At 45.8% G+C, this 25,014-nt stretch carries 22 protein-coding genes and 1 pseudogene; 3 read left to right on the plus strand and 20 right to left on the minus strand.

What is annotated here, in order from left to right; all coding sequences use genetic code 11:
* The first annotated feature begins 49 nt into the window (after positions 1 to 49).
* Positions 50 to 877 (plus strand): Cof-type HAD-IIB family hydrolase, encoded by an 828-nt coding sequence (locus FD47_RS07630; RefSeq protein ID WP_008214687.1) that lies wholly within the window; start codon positions 50 to 52, stop codon positions 875 to 877.
* A gap of 87 nt (positions 878 to 964) precedes the next feature.
* On the opposite strand, the gene glpK is transcribed toward FD47_RS07630, so the two are convergent.
* Both glpK and FD47_RS07640 read right to left on the minus strand, forming a co-directional pair.
* A complete protein-coding gene (glpK, locus tag FD47_RS07635; protein WP_054734502.1) occupies positions 965 to 2,470 on the minus strand; it encodes a glycerol kinase GlpK in 1,506 nt (501 codons plus the stop codon).
* 264 nt (positions 2,471 to 2,734) lie between these two features.
* Positions 2,735 to 2,923 carry a 2-hydroxymuconate tautomerase gene (locus FD47_RS07640; protein ID WP_003553974.1) on the minus strand — a complete coding sequence of 63 codons (189 nt, stop codon included), beginning with the start codon at positions 2,921 to 2,923 and terminating at the stop codon, positions 2,735 to 2,737.
* A gap of 151 nt (positions 2,924 to 3,074) precedes the next feature.
* Here FD47_RS07640 and FD47_RS07645 point away from each other — a divergent pair, with 151 nt between their 5' ends.
* On the plus strand, positions 3,075 to 4,508 hold the full coding sequence (locus FD47_RS07645) for a C69 family dipeptidase (RefSeq protein WP_056980407.1): 1,434 nt from the start codon (positions 3,075 to 3,077) through the stop codon (positions 4,506 to 4,508).
* A gap of 72 nt (positions 4,509 to 4,580) precedes the next feature.
* Here the strand turns inward: FD47_RS07645 and FD47_RS07650 are convergent, their stop codons facing one another.
* The 13 genes from FD47_RS07650 to FD47_RS07710 all read right to left on the minus strand — a co-directional run bounded on the left by FD47_RS07650 (position 4,581) and on the right by FD47_RS07710 (position 18,351).
* Positions 4,581 to 6,002 (minus strand): C69 family dipeptidase, encoded by a 1,422-nt coding sequence (locus tag FD47_RS07650; protein ID WP_054734505.1) that lies wholly within the window; start codon positions 6,000 to 6,002, stop codon positions 4,581 to 4,583.
* 145 nt (positions 6,003 to 6,147) lie between these two features.
* Complete coding sequence (topA, locus tag FD47_RS07655; protein WP_054734508.1) at positions 6,148 to 8,262, minus strand: type I DNA topoisomerase; 2,115 nt, start codon at positions 8,260 to 8,262, stop codon at positions 6,148 to 6,150.
* Between the two features lie 97 nt (positions 8,263 to 8,359).
* Positions 8,360 to 9,235: a DNA-processing protein DprA gene (dprA, locus tag FD47_RS07660; RefSeq protein ID WP_008214693.1), complete on the minus strand. Its 876-nt coding sequence runs from the start codon at positions 9,233 to 9,235 to the stop codon at positions 8,360 to 8,362.
* A gap of 44 nt (positions 9,236 to 9,279) precedes the next feature.
* A complete protein-coding gene (locus FD47_RS07665) occupies positions 9,280 to 10,050 on the minus strand; it encodes a ribonuclease HII (protein WP_054734515.1) in 771 nt (256 codons plus the stop codon).
* Positions 10,031 to 10,903, minus strand: coding sequence for a ribosome biogenesis GTPase YlqF (gene ylqF, locus FD47_RS07670; RefSeq protein ID WP_054734518.1), 873 nt, complete (start codon positions 10,901 to 10,903; stop codon positions 10,031 to 10,033). The genes FD47_RS07665 and ylqF overlap by 20 nt, the downstream gene beginning before the upstream one ends.
* A gap of 31 nt (positions 10,904 to 10,934) precedes the next feature.
* Positions 10,935 to 11,153, minus strand: a complete 219-nt coding sequence (locus FD47_RS07675; protein WP_040538019.1) for a YozE family protein — start codon at positions 11,151 to 11,153, stop codon at positions 10,935 to 10,937.
* Between the two features lies 1 nt (position 11,154).
* Positions 11,155 to 11,781, minus strand: coding sequence for a YpmS family protein (locus tag FD47_RS07680; protein ID WP_054734521.1), 627 nt, complete (start codon positions 11,779 to 11,781; stop codon positions 11,155 to 11,157).
* Positions 11,782 to 11,789: 8 nt separating this feature from the next.
* On the minus strand, positions 11,790 to 12,659 hold the full coding sequence (locus FD47_RS07685) for a GDSL-type esterase/lipase family protein (protein WP_225352849.1): 870 nt from the start codon (positions 12,657 to 12,659) through the stop codon (positions 11,790 to 11,792).
* A 129-nt stretch (positions 12,660 to 12,788) separates the two neighbouring features.
* Positions 12,789 to 13,637, minus strand: a complete 849-nt coding sequence (locus FD47_RS07690; protein ID WP_054734526.1) for a DegV family protein — start codon at positions 13,635 to 13,637, stop codon at positions 12,789 to 12,791.
* A gap of 111 nt (positions 13,638 to 13,748) precedes the next feature.
* Complete coding sequence (locus FD47_RS07695; RefSeq protein WP_056980410.1) at positions 13,749 to 14,234, minus strand: dihydrofolate reductase; 486 nt, start codon at positions 14,232 to 14,234, stop codon at positions 13,749 to 13,751.
* A 33-nt stretch (positions 14,235 to 14,267) separates the two neighbouring features.
* Positions 14,268 to 15,218: a thymidylate synthase gene (locus tag FD47_RS07700; protein ID WP_008214704.1), complete on the minus strand. Its 951-nt coding sequence runs from the start codon at positions 15,216 to 15,218 to the stop codon at positions 14,268 to 14,270.
* Between the two features lie 21 nt (positions 15,219 to 15,239).
* Positions 15,240 to 17,141, minus strand: a complete 1,902-nt coding sequence (locus tag FD47_RS07705; RefSeq protein WP_054734527.1) for an ABC-F family ATP-binding cassette domain-containing protein — start codon at positions 17,139 to 17,141, stop codon at positions 15,240 to 15,242.
* Between the two features lie 7 nt (positions 17,142 to 17,148).
* A complete protein-coding gene (locus FD47_RS07710) occupies positions 17,149 to 18,351 on the minus strand; it encodes a CCA tRNA nucleotidyltransferase (protein WP_054734530.1) in 1,203 nt (400 codons plus the stop codon).
* A 166-nt stretch (positions 18,352 to 18,517) separates the two neighbouring features.
* Here FD47_RS07710 and FD47_RS07715 point away from each other — a divergent pair.
* Positions 18,518 to 19,407 (plus strand): annotated as a pseudogene (locus FD47_RS07715) (YitT family protein).
* A gap of 60 nt (positions 19,408 to 19,467) precedes the next feature.
* Here the strand turns inward: FD47_RS07715 and FD47_RS07720 are convergent.
* The 5 genes from FD47_RS07720 to cmk all read right to left on the minus strand — a co-directional run bounded on the left by FD47_RS07720 (position 19,468) and on the right by cmk (position 24,857).
* Positions 19,468 to 20,730 (minus strand): tetratricopeptide repeat protein, encoded by a 1,263-nt coding sequence (locus FD47_RS07720; RefSeq protein WP_056980411.1) that lies wholly within the window; start codon positions 20,728 to 20,730, stop codon positions 19,468 to 19,470.
* A 65-nt stretch (positions 20,731 to 20,795) separates the two neighbouring features.
* Complete coding sequence (locus FD47_RS07725; protein WP_008214712.1) at positions 20,796 to 21,071, minus strand: HU family DNA-binding protein; 276 nt, start codon at positions 21,069 to 21,071, stop codon at positions 20,796 to 20,798.
* Between the two features lie 380 nt (positions 21,072 to 21,451).
* Positions 21,452 to 22,759 carry a ribosome biogenesis GTPase Der gene (gene der, locus FD47_RS07730; RefSeq protein ID WP_054734533.1) on the minus strand — a complete coding sequence of 436 codons (1,308 nt, stop codon included), beginning with the start codon at positions 22,757 to 22,759 and terminating at the stop codon, positions 21,452 to 21,454.
* Positions 22,760 to 22,867: 108 nt separating this feature from the next.
* Positions 22,868 to 24,097 (minus strand): 30S ribosomal protein S1, encoded by a 1,230-nt coding sequence (rpsA, locus tag FD47_RS07735; RefSeq protein ID WP_054734536.1) that lies wholly within the window; start codon positions 24,095 to 24,097, stop codon positions 22,868 to 22,870.
* A 76-nt stretch (positions 24,098 to 24,173) separates the two neighbouring features.
* On the minus strand, positions 24,174 to 24,857 hold the full coding sequence (cmk, locus tag FD47_RS07740; RefSeq protein WP_056980413.1) for a (d)CMP kinase: 684 nt from the start codon (positions 24,855 to 24,857) through the stop codon (positions 24,174 to 24,176).
* Between the last annotated feature and the right edge of the window lie 157 nt (positions 24,858 to 25,014).

The following is a 25,014-nucleotide window of genomic DNA, read 5'->3' on the forward strand; positions in this document are numbered from 1 at the left end:
CGAACGGACAGTTTTTCGATAATATGAGTGAATATATGCTGGAAAAGGAGTGAGCGACATTTCAAGAAAACTAATCGCCTTAGATCTGGACGGAACAACCCTCAATGATCATGCACAGATCAGCCCCCGAACGCGGGCGGCAATTTCTGCGGCTGTCAAGGAAGGCTGTATCGTCAGTATCGTCACTGGGCGGCCTAATCGCCTTTCCGAAGACTTGTATGACGACCTAAATTTAAAAACGCCCATGATTAACTTTAATGGTAACTTAGGCATTTTACCACATAACCAATGGGAGCGCGAATACCAGTACACCATTGATAAAACCATCGTCATGGAACTATTGGCCAATTCAAAGAAGCTTGGGCTTAACCTGATTGCCGTTGAGGGGCGGGACCTCTACCTGGCAAACCGGGGAATTACCAGCGGCTTTGGCTTCTTCCCGAGTACCTTGCAGTCCAACCAGGTTTTGAGTCATCAGAGCTTAGTCGACAACCCAATCAGTATTACCGTTCAGGTAGACCAGCCCGGACAGAAAGCAGCCTTAATGGACTACGTTTTGCATCAATTTGGCGATCAGGTCGAAGTCGCTCCTTGGGGCGGTCCGCATCCGATCGTTGAAATCGCAACAAAGGGGATCCATAAATCAACCGGGCTTAAATTTCTTGCCGATTACTATGGCATCCTTCAACAGGACATTATTGCCTTCGGTGATGAAGCCAACGATACCTCGATGATCAAATATGCGGGTACCGGCGTCGCAATGAAGAATGCGATTATCCCAATCAAACAGACTGCCGACGACATCACGGAATTCACCAATGACCAGGATGGCGTTGCCCGTTACTTAGAAGACAAACTTAATTTAGCAGTTGGTTAATCACCAATATCGAGAACAAAACAATCGGCCCGGAAGCCAACCGGTAAAAGTTGGTTTTGGGGCCGATTGTTTTGTTAAAATTTGGTATTAATGAACCGGATGGTACTGAATGGTGGCGTGAACCGCCCGCTGCCAACCGGTGTAAAGATCTTCTCTGGTACTGCTAGTCATTTGCGGCTTAAACTCATCCTGGGTTTTAGCCGTTTTTTTAATGTCATCGATGGATCCCCAGTAACCAACCGCCAAACCAGCCAAATAGGCGGCCCCAAGAGCAGTTGTTTCGGAAATTGCGGCCCGACGAATTGGGGTCCCAAGAATATCAGCCTGAAACTGCATCAAATAGTTGTTATTGGCTGCGCCGCCATCGACGGCAAGTGACTTCAATTCCAAACCAGTCTCAGAAACCATGGTATCAATCACGTCGCGGCTTTGATAAGCCAGCGACTCCAAGGTTGCCCGAACAAATTGATTTTTCGTCGTTCCGCGAGTCAACCCAAAGACCGCCCCGCGAGCTTCTTGGTCCCAGTATGGGGCCCCCAAGCCAGTAAAGGCGGGAACCACATACACGCCGTCGCTGCTTTTCGCGTCGATAGCCATCTGTTCGGATTCGGGAGAACTCGTCACCATTTTCATGCCGTCACGGAGCCACTGGATGGCCGATCCGGCCACAAAAATACTTCCTTCCAAGGCGTAGGTGACCTTGCCATCAATCCCGTAGGCAATGGTCGTCAACAGGCCGCGTTTGGAGAGCGTTGGTTGGTCGCCAGTGTTCATGACGATGAACGCCCCAGTTCCGTAGGTGTTCTTGATGGTCCCCCGCTGATAAGCCATCTGACCGAATAAGGCGGCCTGCTGATCACCGGCAATCCCGGCAATCGGTACCTGCACACCAGAGAATGTGTAGCCCGCGGTATACCCGTATAATTCCGAAGATGAGTGGACTTCGGGCAGCATACTTTTCGGAATGTTAAGAAGCTTGAGGATATCTTGATCCCACTGAAGGGTGTGAATGTTAAATAACATGGTTCGACTAGCATTGGTATAATCCGTCGCGTGAACTTTACCGCCGGTTAATTTCCAAAGCAGCCAGGTGTCAATGGTCCCAAATAATAGGTCCCCATTGTCAGCCTTTTGCCGGGCGCCATCAACGTTATCGAGAATCCATTTAATTTTAGTGGCTGAGAAGTAGGAATCAATAATCAAACCGGTCTTTTCATGAATCAGGTCATCATAGCCACCATTCTTGAGCGCATCAGCCAAATCAGCCGTTTGTTTTGACTGCCAAACAATGGCGTGATAGATTGGTTCGCCAGTATTCTTGTCCCAAATGACCGTGGTTTCCCGTTGATTGGTAATACCAATTCCCTGCACTTTATACGGGGGAATATCGGCGTTAATCAATGCTTCGGAAATCACTGACTGAACCGCGTTCCAAATTTCGTTGGCATCGTGCTCCACCCACCCTGATTTGGGAAAGTATTGATGAAATTCTTTTTGAGCTTTACCAACAATTTCACCGTCACTATTGAAAAGGATTGCCCGGGTGCTGGTGGTACCCTCATCAATTGCCATTATGTATTGTTGATCGTTCATGTAAACGTCTCCATTCCTGTTATTAATGCATTTAATCGCTTTTATCCTATATCAGTATACAATAGAATAATTAAACAGACCACTGAAAATGAGAACCCGTTAGAGAAAGTCAGTGACCCAGAGGCGCCATGGCTTTGTTTAGTGATCCCTTAAATTCTAATTAAGCTTACTTTACCAATCATTGGCGTCGGCCTTTATCGGCAAACACCGAGCAAGAAAAAAGCCGGTTCCTATCTTGGAACCGGCCCTGATTGAGGCACTCAATTACTTTTCGTCACTTTTTAAAACGCCGCCAACACTGTAGCGATTCTTTTGCATTTCATCCAAAATGACGTGAACGTGTTCGGCTGGGGCACCAGTATCCTTAACGACGGCTGCCGTAACATCGGCAACTAACGCCTTTAATTGATCTTGTGAACGGCCGGCAATTAACTGAATATTAACAATTGGCATGTGAATTCCTCCATTTTTTTGATTGGCAAAATTATACCGTAAAACCCCGACCACCGCAATTCAATTTAAGCCAAGCGGGTATTCAGGATCATATTTAATCTAATTGATGATACAATAGCAAAAGTGAAATTTAAATGATTGGAGATATTTCATGATTCCTAAAAAGAACTTTTCAGCTTGTACAAGTATGATTGTCGGCAAAGACGCCTCAATCGACGGGTCGATCATGATTGCCCGCAACGAAGACAGTAAAGCTTCCTGGCCCAAAAACTACGTCATGCATGGCCATCAAGATTTTTCAACTTCCCAAATTTTTAAATCACCAGACAACGATTTCCAACTCCCCCTTCCTCAAACCAAAGCAAAGTATTCCGCGACCCCGGAATGGACCGATAAATTTGGCTTGTTTGAAGAAAACGGATTTAATGAATATGGCGTTGCCATGAGTGCCACTGAGAGCACCTATACCAACGATCTTGTTTTGGGAGCCGACCCGCTCATTAAAAATGGGATTGGTGAGGAAGCAATGATTACCGTTGTCCTTCCCTACGTTAAGACTGCTAGGGAAGCAATCTCGCGGCTAGGCGCCATTATTGAACGATACGGCACCAGTGAGTCCAACGGAATTTTATTTGCTGATCAAAACGAGGCGTGGTATATGGAAACCGCCGGCGGTCATCAATGGGTTGCCCAACGAATTCCCGATGACGGGTACGCTGTGATCGCCAATCAAATGGCCATTCAAACCATTGATTTTGATGACCCCGATCAATTTATGTGGGCTAATGGCATCCGAGAGTTTGTTCAGACCAACCACCTTAACCCGGATAAATCTGGCAGCACCTTCAATTTCCGCCGGATTTTTGGGACTGCTGATCTTTCGGATACCTACTACAACACTCCCCGGGTCTGGTATGGCCTCAAGCTGTTTTCGCCTGAACAGTCATTTAGCCCAACCAGCCAAGAGATGCCCTTTATTAACCGGGCAAACCGAAAGCTCAGTGTCTTGGATGTTCAAGACTTTTTAAGCAGCCATTACCAAGGAACCCCGTATGATCCAATTGGTGAGGGCTCAGAAGCCGACAAACATCACTTTCGACCAATTAGTCTTGCTAAGACTCAAGAGGCCCACATCCTGCAAATACGGCCTTCTATGCCAGTCGATCTTGCCGGTATTCAGTGGTTAGCAATGGGCGTTGCCGCTCAAAGTTCGTTTGTGCCATTCTTTGCCGGGGCTACAGACACCCCAGCGGCCTATCAAAACGCCCACGGCACGTACACGCCGGGCGAAGCTTATTGGACCTACAAACTTGCCGGCGTGCTGGTTGATCCCCACTACATTGAACTCGGCGCCAAGTTAAAAGCCGTGCAAACCGATCTGCGAACGACTTTTCAACAGGCGGTTTCGCATGCCGATCAGGTTGGCCGTCAGTTAAACGGGCCAGAATTAGCGAATTATCTTACCATGGTCAACTTTAACAACGCAAAAACCGGGTTAGATGCCTACCAAAAGCTGATTAGTGAGTTGGTCACCGCGTCAACCGACTTTTCGCCATTGAATTTCAAACAGGACGTTAATTTATAGCCACTAAAAAGTATCTCCTTAACATTCAGAATTACGAATGCCAAGAAGATACTTTTTATTTTGCTCTAAATTTTAATAATGACCTCGGGTAAATGAGCCCCGAGCACCATTGCTGGCCTTCGTTAAAATTGTGGTCAGCAGTTGGCGAGTCGCACCGATGATATGATCAGAAGTCTCATCATTAGCTGCTTGAAGTTTGGCCGTCAGCTGCTGGCCCGTCAATCCGTTAGCCGCGGCGTCGGTTTCAATAATTCGCTGATGCGCATACCCCATCATTCGTTGCTGATAGGCTTCAACATCATCCATGACGGTGTGGAAATGGTCCGCGGAAATTAAGGAAATTAACCGATTGACCCAGTACGCGTTCTGACTGTCCACCAGTTTGGTGGTATTGCGATATGAATCTGGGGCGACATCAACATTGGCATAGAACGGCGTCAGCGTGTTGGCCACGTTTGAAGCAAATGCCAACCATTGAATGGCCGAATATTCAGACGGCACGTTCGGCCGTAACTGAATGATGGAAAGCTCCTGATTACGATTAAAACCAATTGGTCGAAATGGCATCTTTTCGGAATCAGTTCCCGGCGTGAACGGATCATAAGGGGTGTCTTGATAGTGGGAACTCAACACATATTTCAAGTCTTCAATGGTAATTTTTCGATTCGCGTGGGCGATAAATGGCAGATCATTACTCATTGGTGACTTGTCTTCAACCGAATCCGGGTTAAAGTACCGCTGGCCGAACCAGGCCCGGGGGGTATTATAATGCCGGTCCAACTGGGTATTCGAGCCAAAAATGTTCCGAAAATTAAACCCATTTCCCAGATTCAGGTGATGGGCACTTACAAATGCCTTTAAGTCCTTCGAATACATAAAGTGGGCCGGATCATTAAAATCAACTTCCTGAATGCCCGTTTGATTTGGGGCAATCACGTAAGCATCATCGGGAATCCGTTCAGCAACCCAGTGGTGGCCGCCCGCCGTTTCCATGTACCAAATTTCGTTAACGTCCGAAAAAATAATGCCGTTTGATTCGTAGGTGCCATATTTCTCAAGTAACTCACCGACGCGTTTCACACCAGATCTGGCAGAGTCAATATACGGCAACGTAATTGTCAGCAAGTCCTCTTCACCAAAACCATTCTTAACCAGTGGATCGGCTCCTAAAATTCGGGGATTGGTTGTAATCGTTTCGGTGGCACTCATCGCAACATTTTGGGCATTTACGCCGGCTTCACCCCAGATTCCCTGATCATCAGTTGCATCTGGAACCGCCGTGTATCGTTGCGGGTTGTCAGGAAGTTGGTCGTTGAAGCCGCTCAACTTTGCGTGATAGGTTTGGGGTTGATCTTCTGGCTGAACAACCACAAATTTCTTGGGATTAACAGCGGTTCCGGCATCTTCATTTCGAGCAATGATCGTGGAACCATCATAGCTGGCATTTTTACCAACTAAGATGGTCGTGCAGTAACTATGATTCGTTTGGACCATGATACGAGCCTCCTTAAATTTACAACTCAATTTTACATCAAAAGCATCTGTGACACGAACGGCATTTGCCATCCTCGTCACTAAACCAATTAAAAAGCCGGCTCATCAAAATTGATAAGTCCGGCGTGATGAAACAAAATTAACCTTATTTTTGGGCAGGTTCCTCGTAGTCGCCATTTGGACAAACAACTTGGGTACCGCCCTTAACCTTCTTTTCGACTAAGAAGTGCCCATCCTTTGGACAGTTCCGGCCAATCGGCTTATCCCACGAAACAAAGTCGCAATCTGGATAGCGGGAACACCCGTAGAATACCCGATTTTTCTTTGATTTTCGCTCGATTACTTCGCCAATATGACATTTGGGACAGGTAACCCCAATCTTCTTGACGATTGCTTTGGTATTGCGGCAATCTGGGAAACGGGAACAGGCATAAAACTTGCCATAACGGCCCATTTTAATCACCATTGGCGCCCCACAAATATCGCAATTGAATCCGGCAGGTTCATCCTTAATCTGAACCTTTTCCATATTCTCGGTTGCCGATTCCACTTCGTTTGAGAACGGTTTGTAGAAACTGTCAACGAGGCGAATCCAGTTTTCCTTACCCTCTTCAACCTCATCGAGCTTCTCTTCCAAGTTCGCGGTAAAGTCAACGTTGACGATGTCCGGGAAGTACTCGACGATGATCTTGTTGACAATTTCGCCAAGTTCAGTGGGTTCGAAACGCCGGCCAACAAGTTTAACGTAGTACCGTCTTTGGATTGTTTCCAGGGTTGGTGAATACGTTGATGGGCGGCCAACGCCCTTTTCTTCCAAAGCTTTAATTAGGTTGGCTTCACTATACCGTGCGGGTGGCTGGGTAAAGTGTTGATCCGGATTATTGGAGATGAGTTTAACCTTATCTCCTTCGACAAGATCGGGAAGCAAATTATCCTTTTCTTTGCCATCGCCATAAACTTTTAAGAAGCCGTCAAACTTCATCTTTGAACCATTTGCCCGGTAGGTGACATCGTTTTGCTGAATGGTCACTGCCATGGTATCCATCAGGGCCGGGGTCATTTGGCTGGCAACAAACCGTGACCAAATCAGTTGGTACAAGCGGAACTGGTCGCGGGTCAGGTACTGCTTGACACTTTGCGGGGTTCTGTATACAGATGTTGGTCGAATGGCTTCATGGGCGTCCTGAGCGCCTTCTGGGAGCTTTCCCTTAATGGGCTTTGTGGCAGCGTACTCAGCGCCGTACTTTTCATGCAGGAATTTTGATGCTTCATGCTTGGCAATGACGGCAATTCGCGTGGAATCTGTCCGCATATAGGTAATCAGTCCCTGACTGCCCTCTTTGCCAATATTAATGCCTTCATACAATTGTTGAGCGGCCATCATGGTTTTTCTAGTCCGATAATTTAGTTTGCGGTTAGCTTCCTGCTGCATCGTACTGGTTGTAAACGGTGGCTGTGGCTGGCGCTTACGCTCTTTTCGAACCACTTTGGTAATATCAAAGTCAGCCTTTGGGTCAATTTGTTTCAGGATTTCTTGAACAGCCGCATTATTTGGCAGCTCCCTCTTTTTTCCTTTGAGACCGTAGAAACTTGCTTTGAACTTACTTCGGCCCTTCTTGAATTCTGAGTCAATCGACCAGTATTCAACGGGTTTAAAGTTTTCAATTTCATTTTCACGCTGGATGATCAACCAAAGCGCAATTGACTGAACGCGACCGGCACTCAGGCCCTTCTTAACTTTCTGCCAGAGCAGCGGTGAAATGGAATATCCCACCAACCGGTCGAGAATCCGCCGAGCCTGCTGGGCGTCAACCAAGTCCATATCAATGTTGCGCGGATGCTTGAAGGATTCCTTGACGGCGTCTTTGGTAATTTCATGAAAGACAACCCGGTTATCATCCGTTGGGTCAAGATCCAAAATATGGGATAAATGCCAGGCAATTGATTCGCCCTCCCGATCCGGATCGGCTGCCAGATAAACCTTTTTGGCCTTCTTAGCCGCTGATCGGAGTTCCTTAATGGTGTCGCCCTTTCCCCGAATTGAAATGTAATGTGGTTCGTAGTCATTATCAATGTCAACGCCCATCTTACTTTTTGGTAAGTCACGGACATGGCCTTTGCTGGCAACAACCTTGTAGGATGTGCCCAGATACTTTTCAATGGTTCGTGCTTTAGCAGGAGATTCGACGATAACTAAGTTCTTTTTAGGAGAACGCCGTTTACCCTTTGTTTTAGGTTTTGCTTTTGTAGATGTCCCCATTTTTTCTCCCTTCTTTTGATGCTATCTTATAGTAGGAATTTTTTGTTAATTTATTTGTAACAAATCTACCACATCATATGGCAACTCATTTAACGTGTCAACTAATATATTCAGATAGAATATCATTTTGATGCAAAACTGGTTTGGCACCCGCAGCAATTAATTCGTTGGTTCCAACGGACAACTCACTAGTGATTTGCCCTGGTACAGCAAGGACATTGCGGTTATTCTGAAGGGCTAGATTGGCTGTAATTAAACTTCCGGAATGATGCTTTGCCTCGGTCACTAAAATTGTTTCGATCAGGCCGGCAATAATTCGATTTCGCTCGGGAAAATGATTGCGGTATCCCGGTGTGCCATTGGGGTATTCCGTTACCAATAAATGTTCCCGCCCAATTTGGGCCTGCAAGACACTGTTCATCCGGGGATAAACAACGTCCAGCCCGGTTCCGATCACAGCGATTGTCCGCCCTTGATTGGCAATCACACACTGGTGAGACCAAGTGTCCACCCCCATTGCCAGTCCGGAAACCACGGTCATTTGAGTGGAAATTGGGCCAGGAATCAATTTACGCAGAACGTCCATCGAGTAATGGGTGGCATTTCGTGCGCCCACGATCCCCAACAACCGGGTTTTAAGTAGTTTGATGTTGCCACGATAAAATAAGATCAACGGCGGCGTGTAGGCTTCTTTGAGTTGTAGGGGATAATCTTCATCACAAATGCAGAGCCATTTTTCGCCGGCAACAAGCTTGGCAACCAGACGATCATCATTCATTAGTTGGATATATGTTGAAGAAAACAACGTGACGTTCTTACCCCGCACGTTGGCAATTTGAATCAGCTCCTCAAGTGATGGTAAGGTCACGTTAGCTGTGGGATGCTGATTGAGCCACTGGTAAATTTTTGTTTTACCCACAATCCCAATTCCCTGACACAAATGAATCCGCAGTAAAAAATCTCTTAAAAGCATTTTAGGTCCACCCTTTTAAGAGTATTTACGTCAATTAATGACTTTTATCTGCAATAATTTTTAACCGGCGCAAAGGTTTTACGATGAATTGGGGTCGCCCCGTATTTTTTTAATGCTGCTAAGTGCTTGGCCGTCCCATATCCGGCATTATGGGTAAAATCATATTCGGGATATTTTAAGGCAAAGTCATCCATCAAATGGTCCCGATAAACCTTTGCTAAAATACTGGCAGCAGAAACACTGATGCTTTTGGCATCCCCCTTGATGAGCCGGGTTTGATGAATCGGTACGTCAATGTTCATTGCATCGACGATGATCTCCTCCGGCATCGGGGCCAACTCCTGGACGGCCTGCTTCATGGCAACCCGCGTGGCTTCATAAATGTTAATTTGGTCAATTACCCGATTATCGACAACCCCCATCCCAACAGCAATTGCTTCACGTTTAATCTGGGGCGCGAGGGCCTTTCGGATTGACGGCGTTAACTGTTTTGAGTCGTTGACCGCAACTAAATCAAAATCCTGGGGCAGGATGACCGCGCAGGCAACAACCGGTCCAGCTAACGGGCCGCGGCCAACTTCATCGACGCCGGCAACGGTTTGAATCCCTTGACGCCAGAACTGCTGCTCATATTTAAAGCGGCGATGAAACGCGGTGGTGGCCATGGCAAGCTGGTCAATTCGTTTGCTGGTCGCCCGGACAAGTGCTTGAACACCCTTTCTGGGGTCGTTTAAAAAGCGTTGATAAACGGGATCATCACGAGAAGCAACCGCTTTGAGAAGTTGTTTGACCTGGCTAATCGTTTTTTGTGACATTGGGTTGAAGTTCCTCCAAATTGTCCAGCGTAAAACCGCCCAGCTTATTATTCCGAATATCCTGAATAATCCGATTGGATGCCCGTTCATAGTCGTCGCGCATCCCCAGCTTCTTGGTAATAAGCAACAGCAAGTCCACGTCGGAAAGAGCAAAGTCATCATCGTTTAGGCGATACCGCGCCATTAGCTGGTCACGATGACGAGCGCGGAAATGTTTTAATCCAAATAGCGCAATGTCATCACTGGCAAACACGCTGTCTTTAATCGCGCCAGTTAGCGCTAACTTGTTGGCAATTTCCTGGCTGGCAAATTTTGGCCATAAAATCCCCGGGGTATCCAGCAATTCCAATTTCTTACCAGCTTTCAACCACTGCTGCCCCTTCGTCACGCCGGGGCGATTGCCCACCTGAGCCGCGCGCCGGTTAACCAAGCGATTTAAAACGGTTGACTTACCAACGTTGGGGACCCCCACACTCACTGCGCGAATTGGGCGCTTCTTCATGCCCTTTTGCTCCTCACGAGCCAACTTCGGTGCCATGATCGGATTAATCACGCTCAACACATCGTTAATATTAAAGTGATCCTTGGCATCAACGGCAATGGCCGGTTGCCCACGATCTTTAAAGTAGGCGAGCCAGCGCTGGGTTGCTTCTCGGTCAGCCAGGTCTTTCTTAGTTAAAATAAACAGATGGGGCTTTTCCCCGGTAATCCGGGCAACTTCCGGATTTTGTGATGTAAGTGGAATCCGGGCATCAATTACTTCGAACACAATATCAACCAGGGAGACGTTTTCTTCAAACTGCCGGATTGCCTTGGCCATGTGCCCAGGAAACCACTGAATTGTAACTGCCATATTGTTGGCCCCTTTCATGTGTTAAAAGCAATTATTCGCTTTCTTGATACTGTTTCCAAACTTCATCAAAGATCGTCATGCTTGGTAAGTATTCGGCATTTTCTTCAAGGTACTTTGAAATCGATTCAAAATCTTCCAGCTGCTTGGGAAATGACTGGTCGTAAAAGGCATTGTTGGCAAATTCAGCAATTGGGTCACTGCTGCCAGGATTTCGCTTGGTCATCAAGTATTGATAAAAAGTTTTGAGCATCTTAATCACCCGCTTTACTTTGGCTGGGCAGCAAAATTTGGAAGACAAACTTACCTTGACCATTCAAATCAATGGTCTTTGCCCGGTAATTTACGCCGTGCTGCCCGTTCATATGAACAATATCCAATTGAATGACTTTCTTTTCCGGATCCAGCTTAACCCATTTCGGAAGCTTGTATGCCCGGCGAATGTTAGCCAGTACAAAACTAATTGGAACCGGAAATTTCCCCAGCGCCATTTTGGTGGCATGAAGTTCCACGTTTCCATTCGCCAAGACTTTCGGCGTAAATGCCAGTGAGTAATCGATGGTCGAGCCAAGCAACTTAATTGAGCCGTAGACAATTCCTTGATTGGTTACCTCAAAGTGGTACTTGGCATGGCCGTTTCCCTGAGTTTGAACCTTATTGAGGTAATATTGTGAAAGATTGTTAAACTGGGCCTTATTCATGGTCACCGCAACCGTCTGATCTTGACTGGTATTGACCGTCCGGGTGGATACCTGATCATTTCCGGAAAAACGGATCATCACAAATAACCCGATCATGCCGATCACAATGACGCTAATTAGCGTTAAAAATGCGATTTTCCAGGGGTTATGTCGATTGCGGTTCCGGTTTCTATCTGTCATTAAAGCGTTCACTCCTTCAGCCAGTCAATGTGGCGAACCATCTGCTGATAAAGCAGATTGGTCATAATTTGATAACCCTTTTTATTGGGGTGAAAATGATCCTCGCTTGAGAGGTAGCGATTAGATTCGGTTCCGGTGCCATTGAGCAACTTGGCAAGATCGCCAGCTGTCATTGAACCACCACTATTTGGATCAGCCTGGCGTTTAAGTTTGGCCCGGGATTTTGTCGTCGTGTATTGACCATCGGATAGTTGATGATCAATTGAGATGAAGTAAGCCCGATGATTGGCCGCGACAACTTGCTTAGTCGTCTGGTTGTTCAAAGAAATTGCGTGACTGATAAACGCAACCTGTGGGAAATAAACGTAAACCGGATTATAAATGCCAAAAACGAAAATGGGTGCCCTGGCATTTATCCTGCGAATATTCGTTAGCAGAGAAGCGACGCGTGTCTTGTAGGCCGCAACATAGCCAGTTAGATCGGTCGTCAGGCTCCGTTGACTCGTTGTCGTAAGGTGCTGTTTTAAAAAGTGCAGCACATCGTTACCACCGGTTGTAATTGTAATCACATCAGCGTGCTTGAGACTTCGCCGGAGTGACTTGGATGTCATTACCCGGTGATTGATCTGAGAAGTTGTTTGACCAGAGATTCCGTAGTTAGTCGTCGACATCACCACGTGGTTGGCTTGACGATTCACCTTTTTACGAATGAGGCTGGTAAATCCACCATCATGGGTGGGATCTCCCATCCCGTAAGTCAAAGAATCACCCACCGCAGTTAATTGGACGTGCCGAGCAGGAACAGACTCATGCGTATAAAAATGTTGATAACTCCAGTAGCCACCAATCAAGACAATGACCAATAAAATTAAACTCATCCACACCCATTTCCGATTCGAATGTGTTTGTCGATGTTTCACCTAATCACCTAATTCCAATAATACAAAAAGGGTTGTCGACAAAACCAGTGGTTTGTCCCAGCCCCTTCCGTGATGCAAAGATCTGTTTTAATCTGGATCGCTATAATAAATCAGCGCGAAGGCGCCTTCACCTGTGTGAGTTGAAATGATCGGCGAGGTGATCCGGTATAACAACGGGACATCGGGAAAAGTGGCTTTAAGCTCGTCAACGGTCTCTTTGAGAACCTTGCTTTCCGTGACGTAAGAAATGCCGATTTTCTTCAGCGCCGGTGTGTTCTTCATGTCATCAATAATTCGATTGAAGAACTTCCGTAATGATTTGTCACCGCGGCCCTTAGAAACAATCTTTAACTTGCCGCCGGTCACCTGAAGTCCCAATTTGATATTCAGAAAGTTCGTAATTGCGCCGGCAACCGGATGAAGCCGGCCACCCTTGACGATATTATCCAAAGTCATCACGCACAAGTATAGCTTGGTATTATCCCGGATCTTCTCGATTCGCGATAGTAAAGCCGGCATATCAGCTCCTTGCTGGGCTAATTTGGCCGCCTCAATGACCTGAAAGCCAAGTCCCCGGTCAGTCATTTGACTATCAATAACCGTGACCTCACTTGTGCTGAGAGTTGCTGCCTGTTCAGCCGCGTGAACCGTTCCACTGATGGCCGCCAGCATATTAATGCACAGAACTTGACTGCCGTCAGCGCCTAACTCATTAAACGTTTCGACGAATTTTCCAACAGGCGGTTGACTAGTCTTGGGCAGATCCTTTGCGCTCATCATTTTAGGGACAAATGTTTCGTTGGTAATTGTATCCCCTTCAACGTACACGGTATTATCAATCATCACAGTCAGCGGAACCACTGTAATCCCATATTCATTGATTTCTTCATCTGTAAGTTGGGCCGACGAATCAGTCACAATTTTAACGTTTGCCATTAGCGCCACTCGTTTCTTCAAAAAATTTAAAAAAGTCTGAGATAAACTCCGCCCTCAATTATATCAAAGTTTCGGCTAACAATCATAGAGATTCTGATAATCACCGATGTTTTAACAGCGCTCAAATAGCTCAAAGGTGTGGGGATAACGATTTTTATCATCCACGATTCCCGGCAATGACTGGATTTGCTTAAAAGCGGTGTAATCAACCTTTGGCATGTACGTATCGCCCTGAAAGACATGGTCAATCTTAGTCCGGTAAAGCCGGTCAACCCGGTCCATCAGTTGTTCAAAGATGCTGGCGCCGCCAACAACGATGTAATTTTTTCCAGGATATTGATCGACCAACTCACAAAGTTGATCAATCGAAGAAACGACCAAAACCCCGTCAGGAAAACTCCCATGTTTGGAAAGGACAATATTTTGCCTGTTAGGTAATGGGCGTTTGAAACTGTGAAATGTCCGCGCACCAGCAATAATTGGGTTGCCGGTCGTAGTTTTTTTGAAAAACTTCATATCGTCAGGCAAGTGCCACGGCAACGTGCCATTCGCCCCGATTAACCCATTCTTATCTTCAGCCCAAATAAAAGAAAGCATTGCCTTACCTCCAAATTTAGTGGTGTCTCCAACTTAAACCGCGACCGGTGCTTTAATGACAGGGTACGGATCGTAATTTTTCACCTTAATGTCGGCCATTCCAAAGTCCGCCAGGCGGGTTTTGTCAGGATTTAACCACAGGGTCGGTGCCTGGCGAGGTGTTCTGGAAAGTTGTTCGCGAACCTGTTGAATGTGGTTTGAATAAATATGGGCGTCGCCGAGGGTGTGAACAAACTCTCCGGGTTGAAGCCCGCATTCCCGGGCAATCATCGATGTGAGAAGCGCATAGCTGGCGATGTTATAAGGAACGCCCAGGAAGATATCCCCGGATCGTTGATACAACTGGCAGCTGAGTTTCCCATCCACAACGTAAAATTGGAACATCGTGTGACACGGTGGCAAAGCCATGGTTGGTACGTCCTCAGGATTCCATGCAGAAACGATCATCCGCCGTGAATCTGGGGTTGTCTTAATCGTATCAATCACGTTTTGGATTTGGTCAATGGTCTCACCAGTGGAGGTCTTCCAAGCCCGCCACTGACTACCGTAAACCAATCCAAGATCACCATACTTTTTGGCAAAGTCAGCGTCGTCAAGAATCTTTTGGTCAAATTTTTTCATTTCGGCCTGGTAAACTTTCTTAAATTCAGGGTCCTTCTCTGCACGGTGAGAGAAGTCGGTCATATCCGGTCCCTGATAGTCTGCGGATTGGGTATATTTCTTAAAGGGCCACTCATCCCAAATATGGTTCTTATGCTGCAGGAGGAACCGAATATTGGTGTCACCGCGAAGAAACCAGAGCAGCTCGCTCTTAATGAGACCGAACGGTACTTTCTTGGTCGTTAACAATGGAAAGCCTTCTGACAGGTCAAAGCGCATCTGGTAGCCAAATGTGCTCAGCGTCCCGGTGTGGGTTCTGTCCGACTTTTGATGACCGTGTTCTAAAACATATCTTTCCAAATCTAAATAAGCATCTTCTAACATGTTTCCAACTCCTCTTAATGTCTATTCAGCAAATTCACTGAGATACTCCCACCGCTGCATCTTCTTATCGATCTGAGAATCTAAATCATCCTTCTTTGTCTGCAAATCGGCGAGCTTATCGTAATCATCACCATTTTTTTGCATTTGTTCATTGATCGTCTTCTTTTCAGTTTCAAGCTGATCAATGTCGCCCTCCAAGTGACTATACTCAATCTGTTCGGCGTAAGTCAATTTCTTCTTTTGAGTTGGCCGCGGCTTGCCTTGCAAATCGGTCTCGGTGGCTTTTTTTGGCTGCGACTTACTGGTTGAGTGCTTTGAAGCCTGCTTTTCAGCGGACTTCAGGTAATCGGTAAACCTGCCCCGATGCGCTTCGATCACCCCATCACCCTTGAAGATGAGCAGGCGATCAGCCACCTTATCAAGGAAGTAACGGTCATGAGAAACCGTAATAACCGTCCCCTGAAACGTTGAAATGTAGTCTTCGAGAACCGTCAACGTGGCAATGTCCAAATCGTTAGTTGGCTCATCCAGCAGTAACACGTTTGGCTGCTGCATCAGTAATTTCAACAGGTAAAGCCGGCGTTTTTCACCACCGGAAAGTTTGCGGATCAACGTGCCGTGCATAAATCTTGGGAATAAAAATTGTTCCAACAAATCCGCAACACTGATCTTTTGACCATTTTGGTCGGTGACTTGTTGACCAACCTCACTTAGATAACTAATAATTCGTTTGTCCTCGGGGATTGGTTCGGTTAACTGGGTATAATACGCTAATTTAACGGTCTCGCCAATCTTAATGATGCCCGAATCCAATTTTTTTCTGCCGGCAATTACATTGAGCAGGGTGGTCTTTCCAGCACCATTTTCACCACTGATACCAATTCGCTCATTAGGCTGAACCAGAAGATTAAAGTTTTTGAGAATCGTTTGGCCTTCAATCGCCAGATTGGCATCCTTCATGGTGAGCACTTCTTTGCCCAATCGCGTTTGCCCAAGGGAAATATTAACATCCTGATCAACTTGAAGGGTGTTGACGTTTTCCTTCAGGTCGTTAAAGCGATTAATCCGGGCCTGCTGTTTGGTTGAGCGGGCCTTGGCACCGGTCTTCATCCAGGCAAGTTCGGCTTTGTAAAGCTGCTGGGTTTTATGTTGGGCATCAATTTCGCCCTGGACACGGGTTGCTTTTTTGGCAACGTAGTCCTGATAATTACCCTCGTATTCATACAGCTTGCCGAATGATAACTCCCAGATTTTATTGGCAACCCGATCCAAAAAGTAGCGATCATGGGTCACGACAATCAAAGCGCCCTTATAGGCAGCTAAATATTTTTCAAGCCACTCAATCGAATCAAAATCCAAATGGTTGGTTGGTTCGTCTAATAATAATAAATCCGGTGATTGAATCAGCACTTGAGCCAGCCCAACCCGCCGTCGCTGACCACCGGACAACTCCGAAACTTTTTGATGATAATCGGTAATTTTAAGCTGGGTCAAAATCGTTTCGACATCACTTTGAGCGTTCCAAGCGTCGTCCTCGTTCATTTTCGCCTCGGCCTTGGTGAACCGACTAAGTGCCGTTTGATCCTCCGGGTGCTTGGAATAATCATCCAGCGCCTGTTCGTAATACCGAATGGTTTGGTAAACGGTCTGTGAACCGGAGAAAACAGCATCCATGATTGATAAGCTGTCATCCAATTTCGGGTCCTGAGTCAAATAGCCGATGGTATAGGATTTTGAGGTAATAATATCCCCGGTTGAATCATGGTCGTGGCCTGAAATGGCATTGAGCAGCGACGTTTTCCCCGATCCGTTTGTGCCAATCAGGCCAATTCGATCGTGTTCATTAATAAGAAAATCAAGCCCATCAAAGAGCGTTTTTTCGCCATATGTTTTTTTGAGTCCTTCAACACGCATTGTCTGCATTCAAATATCAGTCCTTATTTAGTGCGATTGCAGCTGATTCCAAAGCTGCCTTGTGATTATGAATCTGCCCCAACACAACCGCCTTTTCAAGGGCGGTCAGGGTCTGTCCCAGCTTGGGACTGGGTTTCAAAATGCCGTCTTTAATTAAATCGCCGCCGGTAACTTTCAGTTGTTTTTTATTAGTAATCGGCAAGTGATCGTATTGATCAATCAGGTCACTTTTTGCCGTTCCCAGTACCCGAATGGCGTTTAGAACGTTGGCCCGTCCGGCGGTATAAAGTTCAAAATTGCCAACGCTGTGTGACTTAATCTGATCAATTAATTCAGTTGTTAGTATAACATCATTAATTATTTTATTGGCAGTCTTCCACCTTTTTAAAAATTGCGTGATCTGCGAACGATCATACCCAAAGGCCGATGTAAAAAGCGCCCATACCTGAACTTCATTTTGAAGGTGAAATGACTGCCCAGCAATCTGTTCGATGGCCGCAGCATGGCTCCCAAATTCCGGAACAAAGCGATACATTTGGCTGGTCACCATCAGTGACAGGCCCCTCGGCGCATCGGTTCCCAGCATCATTTTCACAAACTCGGTGTGAATCCGTTCAACGGCAATCTTCTTCAGAAGTTGGCTATGGTCATAGATTCCCGAAAGCGTCTGCGCTTCAATTTGAAAATCCAATTGGCTGGCAAAGCGGACCGCCCGCATCATTCGCAGCGCGTCTTCATTAAACCGTTGCTCGGGATCACCGACGGCCCGAATGATTTTGTGTTTCATGTCATCCAATCCGCCGAACAGGTCGGTTATCTCACCGTTCTCACTTAAAGCCAACGCATTAATTGTGAAGTCGCGGCGTTTGAGATCTTCCTTTAGGGAGCGGACAAAGGTCACCTTATCCGGCCGGCGGTAATCTTGATATCCGAATTCTGTTCGAAAAGTGGTGACTTCATAGCCATTACCATGGTCCAAAATCATCACCGTTCCGTGCTCAATACCGGTATCGACCGTTCGGGCAAAAAGCCCCTTCACCTCACTTGGATAGGCACTCGTCGCAATATCGACGTCATGGATCGGCCGCTGAAGAATGGTATCCCGCACTGAGCCGCCGACAAAATACGCTTCATAGCCGGCTGCCTCAATCTTACGTAAAATTGGCAGGGCCGCTTCAAATTCAACTGGAACCTTTTGTAATCGCACAATAATCGCCATCCATCTTGTATTTGTTCATTTGATAATTCTAACAGAATTCGCCAGCTGACAAAAGTTCGTTCAACAAAGAATGGTAATTCCCGTTCCGCCCTGATACGATTAAATTAATAACAGTGGTCAGTCACCGAAAGTTTCACAAGCGGTTCCGGCCCAAAGGAGGAAAACGATGGCAGAAAAATCTGGCCGGTTTCATATTGGGATTTCAGTTGTCGATCTGATCGTTATCACATTTGGATCCGCAATTTACTCATTTGGAATTGTCTATTTTAACATTTATAACCACTTAGCGGATGGTGGGGTGACCGGGATCACCTTAATTTTACGGGCGCTTTTTCACATTGACCCGGCCTACTCGACTATTCTGGTTAACATTCCGTTATTCGCCATTGGATACCGTTTTCTTGGCAAAAAGGACATGTTTTACACCCTGTACGGCACCATCATTTTGGCGGTCTTTTTGTGGATTTGGCAGCGGGTTCCCATTGAAATCAATATTCAACACGACCTGCTGCTAGCGGCAATTGGGGCCGGATTATTCTGGGCTTTGGCTGCGGCATGGTTTATCGCTTTGGCGGCACGACTGGCGGCGTTGACATCGTTGCCCGGTTATTCGAACGGTTCAAAGGCGTTCAGATGGGCCAAACCCTGCTGACAATCGATGTCATGGTCTTGTTGTCATCACTGATCTATTTGGACGTTCGTCAAATGGCTTACACACTGATCTACGTGTGGATATTTTCCGTAATGGTCAACTTCACCCAGCAAGGGGCCTACGCTGCGCGCGGGATTCTAATCATCAGTAACCAATCCGCGGCAATTTCCGAGGCAATCATGGAACAGCTAAACCGGGGAACTACCTTTTTAAAAGCGGAAGGCGGTTACTCAAAGAAATCCAAGCAAATCGTCTATTGCGTGGTTTCGCCAAGTGAACTGCATACGCTCAAGAAATTGGTTGAGTCAATCGATGACGAAGCTTTCATCTCCATCATGGCGGTCAACGAAGCAATTGGGGAAGGATTTACCTATAAACGGCCGAAAAAATATAAAATTTTGTAACAATTATGTATAAATTTGGGATCGCCCCATCGACTATTGATGGCGACGGTCCCTTTTAAATTAGTAGTCCTGCTCCTCGTCATACAGCGAGGCCATTTCAAGATCGTTGGGGACCAATTCCAAGTAGCGTTTCAGATAAGTTCGTTCTTCTTTCACCCGGCCGTTTTCACGATAAAATAACGCCGCGTGCTTTAAAAATTCTGGGTTGTCATTTAATTCATGATTTGCGAGCTCATAATGATGCGCCGCTGCTTTATAGTTACCGGCGTCCTGATATGACAGCGCCAGATTGTAAGCCAAGTGAGCGTCAAAGACATGATCAGCCTCAAGGGGTTCCAACAGCTTCAGATTGTCGTCGTAGCGTTCATGTTCGACATACCAATCAGATAGCAGATTCAGCAGTTCAACGTCGTCAGGGGCGATTTCATGGCCCTTCTGAAAATATTCAAGTGCCAAGTCATCTTCACCGGCCATCGTGGCAATTTGGCCGGCTTTCTGCCAGATTTTTTCATTAAACTGATCGATTGAAATGCCCTCTTGAATAGCCTTTAAGGCATCATCTGTCCGTTTTAATTCAACATATGCGTCCGCCAGATATGGGTACAGCGAGCTGTATTGGGGATCAGAATCGCGCAAATCGGTGAATGCCTTGACCGCTTTTTGGTAGTCTTTCAAATTAAAGTACGTAAAAGCCAACTCAAATTTAACGTCACTATTCATATGAACGGGCTTAATCTGCTCCAGATAACCAACTGCCTGTTCGAATTTCCCGATTTCTGCGTACGAAACGCCCAGTCGCTCAACCAAATTAACCGCGGACATTTCCAACGTTCCGGATTTGATTAGGTGGAGATACAGATTAATGGCTTTCCGGTAGTTGCGACTGTTGAAGTAGAATTCAGCCAACGCAAATTGGATTACGGGCTCCTCAGGATCGATTCTCTGAGCTTCTAAGAGCTTTTGCTCACTCACGTCAAAGAGACCCTGGGTCTGGTATAAATCCGCTGAGACCATCAGAGAACGGACATAATCGGGTGACTGGGACGATACTTGGGACAGATAATTGAGCGCGTGATCATCGTGATCTTGGTCAATGGCCAGTTCTGCGAGATTAATTTTTAAAGTATCATCATCCGGAAACTGCTTCAAAAGCTTTTCATAAATTGTTTGGGAGTAGTTTGAAAATCCCAATGAATATAGTTCTTCGGCCAGCGAATAAAGCATGTCGCTGGAATCATGATCCAACGCCTGCTGATACGTTTTCTCAAAATCTTTTAGTTGACCGCTTTCAAGTTGATCAAGCGCGGTTTTTGAATAGCTCATAAATTCCCTCCAAAGTAACAAAAAAGCCAGTCCGACGATTGCCGTTCTGACTTAACAGATGAATACTATTTAACAGCATCCTTGAGCGCCTTACCAGGCTTAAATGCTGGTACCTTGCTTGCAGGAATTTGAATTTCTTGACCTGTTTGTGGGTTACGACCCTTACGAGCTGCCCGTTGACGAACTTCGAAGTTACCGAAGCCAATCAATTGAACTTTTTCACCTTTTGCCAAGCTAGCTTGGATTGATTCAAATACTGCATCAACAGCTGCTGTAGCGTCTTTTTTAGTCAAGCCAGTTTCAGTAGCTACGTTAGTAACTAATTCTGCTTTGTTTGCCATGAGTGTATTCACCTCCCTCGAAGATAGGTATGTAAAACATCACAAACTGGATTCGCTGGAATCAGAATGCTAAAACGACGCGGTTTAAGCATCATTTCTTTTTCAAATATAGCAGAAGAATACCGTCATTGCAATGTTTTTATCCAATTTATTGGCTAAAGCGGTGAGTTTTAACCAAATCAATCAACTTTCTAATTGAATTCTTCATTTTGATTGAGGAGAATCCTTGATAAATAGCGAACTTTGGCCCGAATTTTGAAAATTTAATTCGCAATTATGACCGTTTTCAACCACTCATAATCATTCATCAAAAAATTGTTCGGGATCCCTTTAAATTCGGCATTGTTTACCCTTTCTTAATCTGATGACAGGCAAACTGACTACTTTCGCCGCCGTTTGATAATCCGAATTGGGGTGCCGCTGAAGTCAAAATGATCGCGAATCTGGTTTTCCAAAAATCTGACGTACGAAAAATGCATCAAATCCGGGTTGTTCACGAAAACAACAAACGTTGGCGGGCCGGAAACCACTTGTGTCGCGTAATAAATGCGCAACCGTTTTCCATTGACTGTTGGCGTCGGGTGGATCGCAACGGCGTCCATAATCACGTCGTTTAACGCAGAGGACTGAACCCGTTTCTCATGATTATCATAGACCCGTTTGATCAAGGCCGGGAGCTGCTCGATGCGCTGGTGAGTCTTGGCAGAAACAAAGATGATTGGCGAATACGTCATGTATTGAAATTCGTTGCCAATCAACGTTTCAAAGTCCTGTTGGGTGTGATTGGTCTTTTTGAGGGTGTCCCACTTGTTCACGACGGTGATAATCGCCTTACCAGCTTCATGGGCGTAACCGGCAACCTTCTTATCCTGTTCCCGAATTCCCTCTTCAGCGTTCATGACAAAGAGAATAACATCACTCTGATCAATCGCCTTCATCGCTCGCATCACACTGTACCGTTCCGTGTTTTCGTAAATCTTTCCCCGTTTACGAATCCCGGCAGTATCAACCATCGTGAATTTGATACCATCAGCTTCAAACCGGGTATCAATTGCGTCCCGGGTTGTCCCGGCAATGTCGGAAACGATAACGCGGTCTTCGCCAAGAAGCGCATTAACCAACGATGATTTACCAACGTTCGGCCGCCCAATAATACTGAAGCGAATATCGTCATTTGGCTTTTCACCAGACTCTGGTGGGAAATTTTCGACAATTTTATCTAATAAGTCGCCAAGCCCCGTCCCGTGAACCCCAGAAATTGGCATCGGGTCGCCAAAACCCAGCGCATAAAAATCATAGATATCTTCGCGGGCTTCCGGGTTATCAGCCTTGTTAACGGCTACGACAACCGGTTTATCGGAACGATAAAGAATCTTCGCAACCTGTTCGTCGTCGTTTGTCAGGCCTTCCTTTGCACTCACAACAAAAACGATCACATCAGCTTCTTCAATCGCAATTTCCGCCTGATTTTTAATTTGGGTGCTGAATGGCGCATCATTAATTTGAATACCGCCGGTGTCAATCATTGCGAATTCATGGGTTAACCACTCGCCGTGGGTATAAATTCGATCACGGGTAACCCCGGGGGTGTCCTCAACAATCGAAATTCGGTCGCCGGCAATGCGGTTAAAAATGGTTGATTTACCAACGTTTGGACGCCCAATAAACGCCACTGTGGGGATTGCCATACAAATGCCTCCTTTTAAGATCATTTTAACAATTAAACATAAAGAAGGAGGTCAAAGACAAAAATTCTTTTGTCTCGACCTCCTCTCCGCTAATCATGTGATTAACGGTTAATCATTGTCGTCAGAATTCTTCTTCAATTCATTACCAATGATGTCGCCTAAGGTAAATCCAGTTTCTTCCTCGGGAGCATTGTTCCGAGAATTGTTGTTAGAATGATTTGCTGGTCTTCTCGTTGATTCGTGAGAAGATGATTCCTTTGGCTTGTCAGTTAAGGCTTTGATTGAAAGTGCCAACCGCTTGCGTTCTGGATCAACATCAAGTACCTTGACCTTGATCTGTTCGCCGACCTTCAAGACGTCACCAGGGGTTGCGATATGTTCATGGGAAATTTGTGAAATATGAACAAGTCCTTCAACGCCAGGGAACACTTCAACAAAGGCCCCAAAATCAACAAGCCGCTTAACAGTTCCTTCGAGGACACTACCAGCAGGTGCTTTTTCTTCGATTCCGTCCCAAGGTTCTGGAAGAGTTTGTTTGATTGAAAGTGAAATTCGGTTACGGTCAAAATCAACGGATAAGACCTTTACCTTAACTTCTTGGCCAACCTTAAGAACATCGGAAGGCTTGTCAACACGTTCGTAAGCAATTTGAGAAACGTGAACCAATCCGTCCATGCCGCCCAAGTCAACAAACGCACCAAAGCTGGTTAAACGAGCAACTTTGCCTTCAACAATGTCACCCTCATGAAGGTTCTCCATGAGCTTTTCACGTTCTTGAGCTCGTTGTGCCTGCAAAATTGCCTTGTGAGACAAGATTAACCGGTTAGCAACGGGGTCGATTTCAATAATCTTAAGTTCGAGTTCTTGACCCTTAAATTGGTTAAGATCTTCAACATAGTGATCCGAAATCATTGATGCGGGGATAAAACCGCGAACGCCGGCATCAACTACTAAGCCACCCTTAACTGCTTGGGAAACTTTTGCGGTAATTGTTTCATCATTCTTTGACTTTTCAGCCAATTCATCCCAAACTTTACGAGCTTCCAGACGACGAGATGACAATAAGAAACTCCCGCCTTCCTTATCGCTACCAATTCTGGAAGTCACAACTAATTGAAGCTTGTCGCCCTGCTTAATATCATCAAAGTTTTGAGAAGATGATAATTCGCGTTGAGGGACAACCCCTTCAACTCCTGTATCTTCAATTCCAACGATTAATTGTTGATCATCGTCCTTTGCAAGGACTTCACCGGTGACAACGTCACCTACATTTACTTCACTAACGCTATTTAAAGCGTTCAACAGATCATTTTTATCGTTATTTGCATTTTCACTCATCAAACAATTCCTCCTTGAAACAACTCTAATCATAATTTTATCTTAAATTCACTCATATTACCAGTTAATTGAACAATTAGTTGATATTCAATTGATTCTTAATCACTTTTGCGATTTCAGAAACCACTTGGTCAATCGTTAATGCCGTCGTATCAATCTCCTGGGCGTCAGCTGCTTTGGTCAGTGGTGAAACCTTTCTGTGAGAATCTTTATAATCTCTGGCTTCAATTTCAAGCTGAAGTTCTTCCAGCGGTGTATTAATGCCCTTCTGAATGTTTTCTTTATACCGGCGTCTTGCCCGTTCTTCGACGCTTGCCACCAGAAAAATCTTGACCTCGGCATCGGGCAGCACGGCCGTTCCGATATCTCTGCCATCCATGACGATACCGCCATCTTCTGCAATTGCCTGCTGCTGAGCACTTAATTGCTGACGAACATCGGCGATCGCGGCAACTGCTGAAACCGAGTTGGTGACCTCTTCAGAGCGAATATCTTGGGTAATCTCGTCACCATCAATGAAAACCTTCTGCCCATTATCATCCGGGGCAAAAGTAATTTTAGAATTTCTAACAATTGCGGAAATTTCTTTCGCATTGTCGAGTGAAATTCCAGCGCGAATTGTTTTTAAAGTGATGGCCCGGTACATTGCGCCCGTATCACAGTAGATGTAATTAAATTGCTTTGCCACTCGTTTAGCAACCGTACTCTTACCGGCAGAGGCCGGCCCGTCGATTGCCACCTGTAATCCATTTTTATGCATCTTGACATTCCTAACTATACGAAATTTTAAAAACCGGAATTCGCTTAACACGAAGGTCCGAAGTTAATTCTAATGATTATCAAAAATAAGTCCAGCTTTCTTTTTCATTCCAAGAAAAAAAGCCGTCCTCTGAAGTGAACCCCCATAGTTGGATGAA

This window comes from Lentilactobacillus parafarraginis DSM 18390 = JCM 14109 (assembly GCF_001435895.1).
GTDB classification, from domain to species: Bacteria; Bacillota; Bacilli; order Lactobacillales; family Lactobacillaceae; genus Lentilactobacillus; species Lentilactobacillus parafarraginis.

Coding starts and splice junctions, on each gene's coding strand:
- glpK (WP_054734502.1), bottom strand. CDS start 2,470: ATGAACGATCAACAATACATAATGGCAATTGATGAGGGTACCACCAGC.
- cmk (WP_056980413.1), bottom strand. CDS start 24,857: ATGCATAAAAATGGATTACAGGTGGCAATCGACGGGCCGGCCTCTGCC.
- ylqF (WP_054734518.1), bottom strand. CDS start 10,903: ATGGCAGTTACAATTCAGTGGTTTCCTGGGCACATGGCCAAGGCAATC.
- FD47_RS07705 (WP_054734527.1), bottom strand. CDS start 17,141: ATGCAGACAATGCGTGTTGAAGGACTCAAAAAAACATATGGCGAAAAA.
- FD47_RS07710 (WP_054734530.1), bottom strand. CDS start 18,351: ATGGCGATTATTGTGCGATTACAAAAGGTTCCAGTTGAATTTGAAGCG.
- FD47_RS07680 (WP_054734521.1), bottom strand. CDS start 11,781: ATGACAGATAGAAACCGGAACCGCAATCGACATAACCCCTGGAAAATC.
- dprA (WP_008214693.1), bottom strand. CDS start 9,235: ATGCTTTTAAGAGATTTTTTACTGCGGATTCATTTGTGTCAGGGAATT.
- FD47_RS07690 (WP_054734526.1), bottom strand. CDS start 13,637: ATGGCAAACGTTAAAATTGTGACTGATTCGTCGGCCCAACTTACAGAT.
- FD47_RS07720 (WP_056980411.1), bottom strand. CDS start 20,730: ATGAGCTATTCAAAAACCGCGCTTGATCAACTTGAAAGCGGTCAACTA.
- FD47_RS07725 (WP_008214712.1), bottom strand. CDS start 21,071: ATGGCAAACAAAGCAGAATTAGTTACTAACGTAGCTACTGAAACTGGC.
- FD47_RS07695 (WP_056980410.1), bottom strand. CDS start 14,234: ATGCTTTCTTTTATTTGGGCTGAAGATAAGAATGGGTTAATCGGGGCG.
- FD47_RS07675 (WP_040538019.1), bottom strand. CDS start 11,153: ATGCTCAAAACTTTTTATCAATACTTGATGACCAAGCGAAATCCTGGC.
- FD47_RS07700 (WP_008214704.1), bottom strand. CDS start 15,218: ATGTTAGAAGATGCTTATTTAGATTTGGAAAGATATGTTTTAGAACAC.
- der (WP_054734533.1), bottom strand. CDS start 22,759: ATGGCAATCCCCACAGTGGCGTTTATTGGGCGTCCAAACGTTGGTAAA.
- FD47_RS07685 (WP_225352849.1), bottom strand. CDS start 12,659: ATGAGTTTAATTTTATTGGTCATTGTCTTGATTGGTGGCTACTGGAGT.
- FD47_RS07645 (WP_056980407.1), top strand. CDS start 3,075: ATGATTCCTAAAAAGAACTTTTCAGCTTGTACAAGTATGATTGTCGGC.
- FD47_RS07640 (WP_003553974.1), bottom strand. CDS start 2,923: ATGCCAATTGTTAATATTCAGTTAATTGCCGGCCGTTCACAAGATCAA.
- rpsA (WP_054734536.1), bottom strand. CDS start 24,097: ATGAGTGAAAATGCAAATAACGATAAAAATGATCTGTTGAACGCTTTA.
- FD47_RS07665 (WP_054734515.1), bottom strand. CDS start 10,050: ATGTCACAAAAAACGATTAGCCAGGTCAAACAACTTCTCAAAGCGGTT.
- topA (WP_054734508.1), bottom strand. CDS start 8,262: ATGGGGACATCTACAAAAGCAAAACCTAAAACAAAGGGTAAACGGCGT.
- FD47_RS07650 (WP_054734505.1), bottom strand. CDS start 6,002: ATGGTCCAAACGAATCATAGTTACTGCACGACCATCTTAGTTGGTAAA.